Below are 8,589 nucleotides of genomic sequence, written 5' to 3' on the forward strand. Positions count from 1 at the left end.
TGAAGACGAAGTCGTCGGTCAAGAAGCGGTTCAAGATCACCGCGACCGGCAAGGTAATGTGCGGCCCAGGCAACAAGCGCCACGGCCTTATCAACCGCCCGCAGAAGATGAAGCGCACCAACCGTGGTCCTCAGACCATGACGGATATGGACGCAAAGACCATCAAGCAGTGGGCGCCCTACGGGCTCTAAGGGAGATTAAGGTACATGGCACGTGTTAAGCGGGGCGTAACGACGCACGCCCGTCACAAGAAAGTTCTCGATCTCGCCAAGGGTTACCGCGGCCGTTCGTCTACGAACTACCGTATTGCTCTCGAGCGCGTTGAGAAGGCGCTGCGCTATGCGTATCGCGACCGTCGCAACAAGAAGCGTGATTTCCGCGCTCTGTGGATCCAGCGTATCAACGCTGCTGTCCGTGAGCACGGTCTGACGTACAGCAAGTTCATCAATGGCCTGGACAAGGCTGGCATCGAGATCGACCGTAAGGTTCTTGCTGCCATTGCTTTCGACGACGCAGCTGCTTTCGCAGAAATCGTCAAGAAGGCACAGGCCGCTCTCGCAGCCTGAGCTATTCAGACCTGATCCCCAATCGTGGGGGCTGGTGACTGGCGGGCCGTCCTGTTATCAGGGCGGCCCGTTTTGTATTTGTACTGTAAGCGATGGGCGGTATGGCTGACGATCTCGACACGCTGAAGAATGAAACTCTTGCTGCGCTGGGCGCTGCTCAGGACCGCGCGCAATGGGATGCCGTTCGCGTTGGAACGCTGGGCAAGTCTGGCGCTCTCACCGGGCTGCTCAAACAGCTTGGCAAACTCGACCCCGAAGAGCGCAAACTGCGCGGACAGGCTTTAAACCGCCTGCGGGACGAATTGACCAAGGTGATCGAAGATCGCGGTCGGGAGATTGAAGAAGAAGCGCTTCAAGCACGCCTGAAAGCCGAACGGGTGGACATCACGATGCCTGCCCCTTCTGTGGTGACAGGTGCCATTCATCCGATCAGCCGCACCATTGAAGAAATGACAGCCATCTTTGGCGCCATGGGTTTTTCCGTCGCGGAAGGGCCTGATGTCGAAAGCCAATGGCATAATTTCTCGGCACTCAATACGCCGGATCACCATCCGGCACGGACCGAGCACGATACTTTTTATCTTCCGCCCAAATCAGGCAGCAATGAACCGCGTGTTCTGCGGACCCAGACGTCTGGCGTTCAGATCCGGACCATGATTGGTCAGAAGCCACCCATCCGCATCATTGCTCCCGGCCGCACGTATCGTGCCGATCATGACGCAACCCATTCGCCGATGTTCCATCAGTGCGAAGGTCTGGTCATTGATCGCAATATTACTCTTGGGCACCTCAAGGGCTGCCTGATCGAGTTCCTGCGCGTCTACTTCGACAAGCCTAATCTGCCGGTGCGTTTCCGTGCATCTTATTTCCCATTTACTGAGCCTTCCATGGAAGTGGATATCGGTTGGTCCAAGGCGACAGGCGAGATTGGCGGAGGGTCCGATTGGCTGGAAGTTCTGGGGTCCGGCATGGTGCACCCGCGCGTGCTGGCCAATTGTGGGCTTGATCCGGCGGAGTGGCAGGGCTTTGCGTTCGGCATGGGCGTCGAGCGTCTGGCCATGCTTAAGAACGGTATTCCGGATCTGCGGTCGTTCTATGAGAGTGACCTGCGCTGGCTGCGTCACTACGGATTTTCCGCTTTCTCTCCCGCCACGCTGACGGAGGGCGTGTGACATGAAGTTCTCTCTCTCCTGGCTGCGTGAACATCTTGATTTTACAGCATCTTGCGAAGAGATCTGTGCCCGTCTGAACGGCATCGGTCTTGAAGTTGAGAGCGTTGAAAACCCAGCCGAGAAGTTGGTAGGTTTCAGAACGGCCAAAATTCTGGAGGCGCATCGTCATCCGGATGCGGACCGTCTTCAACTTTGCCGCGTCGCTGCTGGTGCGGGTTATGAAGATTTGCAGGTCGTGTGCGGTGCACCGAATGCACGTGCTGGCATCCATGTGATTTTTGCGCCTCCGGGGACGTATGTTCCGGGGCTGGATATCACCATCAAGAAGGGCAAGATCCGCGGTGAGGAAAGCGGTGGTATGCTGTGTTCCCTGCGTGAGCTTGGCCTTGGTGAGGAGAGCAACGGCATCGCCGAACTGCCAGAAACGGCTCCGATCGGTGAAGCTTACGCGACTTATGCCGAGCTTGATGACCCGGTCATTGAAATCGCGATTACACCGAACCGTGGCGATGCGCTGAGCATTCGCGGTATTGCGCGTGATCTGGCTGCCGCCGGGATCGGGCATCTCAAGCCATGGCTGACAGAAGCTCTTGAGGGTGATTTCGAATCACCAATCTCGTGGAAATCCGAAAATCCCGACTGCCCGTACGTTGTAGGCCGTGTCATTCGTGGCGTAAAGAATGGTCCAAGCCCGAGTTGGCTGCAGCGCCGTCTTCAGGCGGTTGGCGTGAAGCCGATTTCGGCTCTGGTGGATGTCACGAACTACCTCACATATGATCTCGGTCGGCCTCTGCATGTCTTTGATGTTGCGAAACTTTCTGGCAGCACCCTGACAGTGACCCACGCAGCACGTGAGACTTTCACGGCGCTGGATGGCAATGAGTACGTCCTGGGGACGGACGATATGGTGATCGTCGATGATGCTGGTGTGCAGTCGCTTGCGGGCATCATGGGTGGTCAGCAGAGCGGTGTGGATGAGAACACGACAGACGTGTTTGTTGAATCCGCGTTGTTCGATGCTGTTCGGATTGCTCTGACTGGCCGCCGTCTCGCCATTCATACGGATGCCCGTCAGCGTTTCGAGCGCGGCATTGATCCTGCGCTGGTTCGTAGCGGCCTCGAAGCGGCCACAGCAATGATCCGTGACTTGTGTGGTGGTGAGCCGAGCGAAATCACGGAGGCTGGCGAACTCCCCAATTGGAAACGCACGGCTACGCTGCGTTTTGAGCGTCTGGCAACGTTGGGTGGCGTCACTATTCCTGCGGATGAGGCGGTGCGGTCTTTGGAGCATCTCGGCTTCGAGGTCGTTGAGCGGAATGACGAGGAGGCAACTTTCGCAGTTCCATCCTGGAGGAATGACGTTGCATCCGGTCAGGTTCTGGCTCAGGCCGTGACACTTGATGAGAACGTTGCCGCAAAGGCAGCAGCGAATGTTCCGCGCATGGAAGCGGAATGTGACCTTATAGAGGAAGTGCTACGTCTATATGGGCTGGATGCTGTGCCGGCTGTGCCACTTCCTCAGTTGGCCATGGTCGCGGCTCCGGCAGTCACGCCTCTTCAGGCGCGTGCAGCGCTAATGCGCCGTATCTGTGCAGCACGTGGGATGATGGAGACGGTTGGTTTCTCCTTCGTTGCTCATGAAGACGCAGTTCTGTTTGGTGATGTGCCCGAAACGCAGCGTTTGCTGAACCCGATCGCCATGGATCTGGATCAGTTGCGCCCGACGCCGCTTGTCAATCTGGCGCGTGCACTCGGCCGTAATCTGGCGCGTGGTCTGGGGCTTTCTGGCGAAGGTGCATTGTTTGAAATCGGTCCATGTTTTGATTTCGAAGGTCAGCACCTGCGTGTTGCTGGCTTGCGCGGCGGATTGACGGCTCGTGAACCCGGTCAGGCTGCGCAGGAAGCAACGCTCTGGGACGCCAAGGCGGATCTGACGGCCGCGTTGACCGCGCTTGGTGTTCCGGAAGCTTCTTTGTCTGTCACGGCAGATGCTCCGGGCTTTTATCATCCGGGTCGGTCAGGTCAGGTACGGCAGGGTCCTAAGCTGGTTCTGGGTAGCTTTGGTGAACTGCATCCTCGCACGGCACGCGCGCTTGGTCTGACGGGGACTGTTGTGGCTTTCGAGCTGTATCTGGATCGTATCCCGCAGCCCAAGGCTAAAAAGAAGACGCCTCCTGCGCTCTCAGCGCTGCAGCCAGTGCGTCGTGACTTCGCGTTCCTTGCTGGGCCGGATGTTGAAGCACAGGCTGTTCTCAAGGCCGTTCGTATGGCCGACCGGAACCTGATTCAGGATGTTCGCCTCTTTGACGTCTTTGAAGGTGGTAGCCTGCCGGAAGGGCATCGTTCTCTCGGTGTTGAGGTTGTCCTGCAGCCACAGACCGAAAGTCTGACGGATGTCGGCCTTGAAGCGCTTTCCAAATCGGTGGAAGCTGCGGTTCTCAAGGCAACAGGAGCTACGTTGCGCCGATGAACTCTCTTCCAGAATCCGAACTGGCGCATCAGCCGGGTAACAGAGCCTTCCAGCCGGGTGCTCCCACGCCCCAGCATGGGCGCGTGATTTGGATTCTGGCGGGGGAAGCCAGTGGAGACGTGATTGGTGCACGTCTCATGCTGGCGCTTCATGCGCAGGACCCGACGCTGGTGTTTGCCGGAGTCGGGGGTGGCCGCATGGAAGCCCTTGGGCTTCACAGTCTGTTCCCGATGAGTGATCTGGCTGTCATGGGGCTTGTGGAAGTCTTGCCACGGGTCAGGCATTTGCGGCAGCGGCTTCTGGAAGCTGTTCAGGATATCGAGCTTCGGAAGCCTGATCTGGTTGTCACAATAGACAGCCCCGGTTTTGCACTTCGACTTCTTCAGAAAATTGAAAATTCCGGCTTCAAGCGCGTCCATTACGTTGCACCGCAGGTCTGGGCCTGGCGCGAAAATCGCGTCAAGGAATTCCCCGGGCTCTGGGATCGGTTGCTCTGCCTTTTACCGTTTGAGCCTGAATGGTTTGCGCAGAGAGGACTGGAAGCGCGGTTCGTCGGTCATCCGGTGTTGCAGTCGGGTGTAAGACAGGGAAACGCTGCACGCTTTCGGACGCGGCATAATATTCCTGAAACGGCACCCGTCCTGATTTTGATGCCAGGAAGCCGGCGCTCTGAAGTTCCGAAGCTGCTGCCAGTTTTTCGCAAGATGCTGGACATTCTGCGTAAGACGCATCCGGATATCTGCCCGGTGATACCGGTCGCTCCGGTCATTGCGCCGACCGTGCGCAACCTTATTCGTAAATGGCCCGTACAGCCGCATATCGTGACTGATATTCATGATAAGCACGACGCGTTTGCAGCGGCTCAGTGCGCTCTGACAAAGTCGGGGACGTCCACGCTTGAGCTTGCCATGGGCAATGTGCCGATGGTGGTGACGTATCGGGTGAATCCGCTAACGGCGATGATGGCGCGTCGGATGATCAAGGTGCCATACGTGGCAATGGTCAATCTGCTGGCCGGACGTGAAGTGGTGCCGGAAATGTTGCAGGAAAACTGCACGCCTGAAAAGCTGTCGGATATGGTTTCAAAGCTGCTTGATGATCCGGCAGCGGCAAAGAAGCAGCAGATGGCATTTGAAGAGGTGCTGGAAAAGCTCTCTCCCGCTGTGGGTACGCCTGCGGATGCAGCCGCTGCGGAAATCATGGATCTTCTGGACGAGCCGGTGTCCCGTTCGTCCAAGAAGAAAAAAATCAGCGAATAAAACCGACTAGTCGCTCTGCTTCCTGCACGATCGGCTCGGAAATTTCACGGGCCCGGTCGGCGCCTGCGCGCAGGACGGAGATGATGTGGTCTTCGTTCTGCATCAGGCGGGCTGTCTCGGTGGCAACTGGCCCAAGTTTTTCTACGAGCAGATCGGCCAGAGCGTTTTTGAACGGGCCAAAGCCCTGCCCACCGAAACGCGCCAGAACGTCAGACATCGTTTCGTCTGACATGGCCGCGTAAATAGCCACCAGATTGCGGGCTTCCGCCCGGTCTTCCAGTCCCTCAACGTCGCTTGGCAGCGCGTCGGAATCTGTCTTGGCGCGGCGAATCTTCAGAGCGATTTCGTCCGGGGTATCTGTCAGAACAATGCGGCTCTGTTCGGAGGGGTCCGACTTGGACATTTTCTTCGTGCCGTCGCGCAGGCTCATGACGCGGGCTGCCGCTGGAGGAATAAAGGCCTCGATCTGCGGAAAGAACTCCGTACCCATATCATGGTTGAACTTCTGGGCGATGTCATTGGCCAGCTCAATATGCTGCTTCTGATCGTCACCGACGGGGACGCGGGTAGCGTGGAACGCCAGAATGTCCGCAGCCATGAGGTTCGGATAGACATAGAGGCCCGCTGAGTGGTTCTCGCGGTTCTTGCCAGCCTTGTCTTTGAACTGTGTCATCCGGTTCAACCAGCCGAGGCGGGAAACACAATTGAAGATCCATCCCAGTCGCGCATGGGCGCTGACGGCAGACTGGTTGTAGAGGCGTGTCGGTTCAATGCCGGTTGCCAGAAGGCAGGCTGCCGAGCCAAGCGTCTGACGACGCAGGTCTTCCGGATTCCAGGGCATTGTGATCGAGTGCATGTCCACGAGGCAGAAGACACAATCATGGTCTGCCTGCATGGCCGCCCAGTTGCGGAGTGCACCCAGGTAGTTACCCAGATGAGGAATGCCAGTTGGCTGAATGCCGGAAAATACACGCTGCATGATGGATCTGTCTTCAGCTTTGGGGAAAGGTCATGCTCTCAGGGAAGCGGCTGCTTCTGCTCCAGGAGCTGTCGTTCTTGGTAACTCGCTGCCGGGTCACCCTGCTGTGCACGTGCACTGGCGACCTCGGCTGGCGTGATGGTGGGTGAAGGCTTGATATTGCCGCGTGCAATCAGCCAGTTCAGAGTATCAGCAATCTGCTGGTCAGTAAGGCGATCACGATATGCGGGCATGGAATAGTTATAGCGATAGCCCTGCGTGGTGAAACTGCCACGGAGGCCGTTCAGAAGAACATTCGCGAGATAGTGGCGACCCTCAGGTGTTTGGGCGATGAAATCTACTCGGCCCACGAGGGGCGGTGTTTCCCCGGGCATTCCACTTCCGCCATGGTGGCAGATACCGCAGTTGGGCCCATAAACGGCTTGGCCAGCCGGTTTCTTCCCGCAGCAGGCAAGTGCGAGACAACCAAGAAAAGCGATCCGTTTCATGGGAGAGGGGACTGCTGTTCCAGTTTCTGGCGTTCAAGCAGAACTTCCTGAGGTGACAGCAGATGTTTACGCTCTTCAGCGATCTCAGAAGCCGTGAATGTTGGGCCCCCTGCGGCCATTTCTTTTCCTCCAACAAACGTCAGAATCCGTGCAATTTCATCATCTGAAAGGCGGTGGAATGATGGCATGGAACTGTTGTAAGGAGCGCCACCCGCTGTGATCGGTCCGTCAAGACCATTCAGCAGCACGTGGATAATGTAGCGATGACCTTCCGGAGTCAGGGCAATATGCCCAACCCGCCCGAATATTGGAGCAACGGCTCGCACCTGCCCATGGCCACCATGATGGCAGATACTGCACTCGTTCGAATATTCTCGGGGGGCCTGTTCACGATTTTCCCACGCATGGCCAACCACAAAGACAATTGCCATGAAAATGGCAATAAACAGGGGAAGCCGGATTGCTGGGTCTAATCTGATCACAGAAGGTTTGTCGCATTTTCATGGTGCGTTCAGCAAGGGTGGCTCTTGGCAAAACCGTCCCGATAGGGCTCATGGGCGCATCAGAAGGAGAAAGCATGAGCGGCAAGGGACGTCTGGTACTGTATGTGGGGCCAATGTTTGCAGGAAAATCCTCGCATCTGATCAAGGCTGCGTCTGCGCATGAACGCGTTCTGGCACTGAAGCCGGGATTCGATACGCGTGACGGTGCCGAGCTGGTCAGTCGGGATGGCTCACATTTCGCAGCGCGTTCCGTGCGGCGCTGGCCGCCTCATTCCGAGGACTATTCACACATTGTTCTGGATGAAGTGCAGTTCATGGTCTCACCTCATTACGAGGGAGATATCGTTGCAGAGTTGCAGTCGGCCCGATTGCGCGGAGCAACTGTCACTGTCGGCGGCCTGGATAGCGATTATCGTCAGGAGCCATTTGAAATTGTATCGCGGCTCATGCAGTTTGCCGATGAAATCATTCATCTGGAAGCTCGGTGCCATGTCTGCAATCAGCCAGCTCAGTGGACTGCCAAGACACATGAGACTGGGCATCTTCTCGAAACGGGAGATCAGGAGCTTTATGAGGCGCGGTGCGATAAACACTGGTGCCTGCCAGAGGTGCCTTGAGGCCTCTCTGACAGGGCTTAAATGAAGCAGCAGGACTTACTGCTGTCCGTTATTGACGCCCAGAAGCTGGAGCTTGAAGATGAGTGGGCTGTTGGGCGGAATGATGCCCATGGAGCGCTTCCCGTAGCCTAGCTTGGCTGGAAGATAGAGCATCCATTCATCGCCAACGTGCATCATTGGCAGAGCTTCGAGCCAGCCATCAACCAGGCCATCCAGCGGCATTTCCATGTAGGCACCGCTGCCATGCTGGTCAGAGCTGTCAAAAATTCCGCCGTCTGGCAGGCGTCCTTCATAGATCACCATGATGGTGGAGCCACGATGTGGGCTTTCACCATCTTTGGGGCCGGACTTCAGAACCTTGTAGCTCAGTCCGTCCGGGAGGGTTTTAACACCCGGTTCCGCCTGGACCTTCGCCATGAACTGTTCGGGCGTCAGTTCTGGCGCGTCTTCCTTGTGTCCGGCGCATCCTGCAAGGAGTGCGCCGCAAAGGGTCAAGGCTGATGTAAGGCGAAACAGGCTGGTCATGGTCCCCCGC

Annotated in this window: 10 protein-coding genes; 6 read left to right on the plus strand and 4 right to left on the minus strand. The window is 57.2% G+C overall.

All coding sequences use genetic code 11. The annotated features are described in order from the left end of the window. From rpmI to lpxB, 5 genes are all read left to right on the plus strand, one after another. A partial coding sequence (gene rpmI / locus ABF979_RS15180; protein WP_415560593.1) for a 50S ribosomal protein L35 occupies positions 1–191 on the plus strand: 191 nt, incomplete at its 5' end. A 15-nt stretch (positions 192–206) separates the two neighbouring features. Next, the gene (gene rplT / locus ABF979_RS15185; RefSeq protein WP_007282845.1) at positions 207–566 is read left to right on the plus strand and encodes a 50S ribosomal protein L20; all 360 of its coding nucleotides are present in this window, start codon (positions 207–209) and stop codon (positions 564–566) included. 101 nt (positions 567–667) lie between these two features. Then, complete coding sequence (gene pheS / locus ABF979_RS15190; RefSeq protein WP_202207648.1) at positions 668–1,738, plus strand: phenylalanine--tRNA ligase subunit alpha; 1,071 nt, start codon at positions 668–670, stop codon at positions 1,736–1,738. 1 nt (position 1,739) lies between these two features. Then, entirely contained in the window at positions 1,740–4,208 is a 2,469-nt protein-coding gene (pheT, locus tag ABF979_RS15195) for a phenylalanine--tRNA ligase subunit beta (protein WP_415560594.1), read from the plus strand. Further along, positions 4,205–5,467, plus strand: a complete 1,263-nt coding sequence (gene lpxB, locus ABF979_RS15200; RefSeq protein ID WP_415560595.1) for a lipid-A-disaccharide synthase — start codon at positions 4,205–4,207, stop codon at positions 5,465–5,467. Before pheT ends, lpxB begins: the two co-directional genes overlap by 4 nt. On the opposite strand, the gene trpS is transcribed toward lpxB, so the two are convergent. From trpS to ABF979_RS15215, 3 genes are read right to left on the minus strand one after another with little or no spacing between them, the layout of a single operon-like run. Further along, positions 5,457–6,446 (minus strand): tryptophan--tRNA ligase, encoded by a 990-nt coding sequence (trpS, locus tag ABF979_RS15205; RefSeq protein WP_099213243.1) that lies wholly within the window; start codon positions 6,444–6,446, stop codon positions 5,457–5,459. The two genes, lpxB and trpS, sit on opposite strands and share 11 nt — an antisense overlap. 38 nt (positions 6,447–6,484) lie before the next feature. Next, positions 6,485–6,934, minus strand: coding sequence for a c-type cytochrome (locus ABF979_RS15210; RefSeq protein WP_064274981.1), 450 nt, complete (start codon positions 6,932–6,934; stop codon positions 6,485–6,487). Further along, the gene (locus ABF979_RS15215) at positions 6,931–7,416 is read right to left on the minus strand and encodes a c-type cytochrome (RefSeq protein WP_415560596.1); all 486 of its coding nucleotides are present in this window, start codon (positions 7,414–7,416) and stop codon (positions 6,931–6,933) included. The genes ABF979_RS15210 and ABF979_RS15215 overlap by 4 nt, the downstream gene beginning before the upstream one ends. Before the next feature lie 95 nt (positions 7,417–7,511). Here ABF979_RS15215 and ABF979_RS15220 point away from each other — a divergent pair, with 95 nt between their 5' ends. After that, a complete protein-coding gene (locus ABF979_RS15220) occupies positions 7,512–8,054 on the plus strand; it encodes a thymidine kinase (protein WP_215767021.1) in 543 nt (180 codons plus the stop codon). A 36-nt stretch (positions 8,055–8,090) separates the two neighbouring features. Here the strand turns inward: ABF979_RS15220 and ABF979_RS15225 are convergent, their stop codons facing one another. After that, positions 8,091–8,579 (minus strand): FKBP-type peptidyl-prolyl cis-trans isomerase, encoded by a 489-nt coding sequence (locus tag ABF979_RS15225; protein ID WP_086633024.1) that lies wholly within the window; start codon positions 8,577–8,579, stop codon positions 8,091–8,093. Between the last annotated feature and the right edge of the window lie 10 nt (positions 8,580–8,589).

The organism is Gluconobacter sp. (genome assembly GCF_047723935.1).
GTDB lineage: Bacteria > Pseudomonadota > Alphaproteobacteria > Acetobacterales > Acetobacteraceae > Gluconobacter.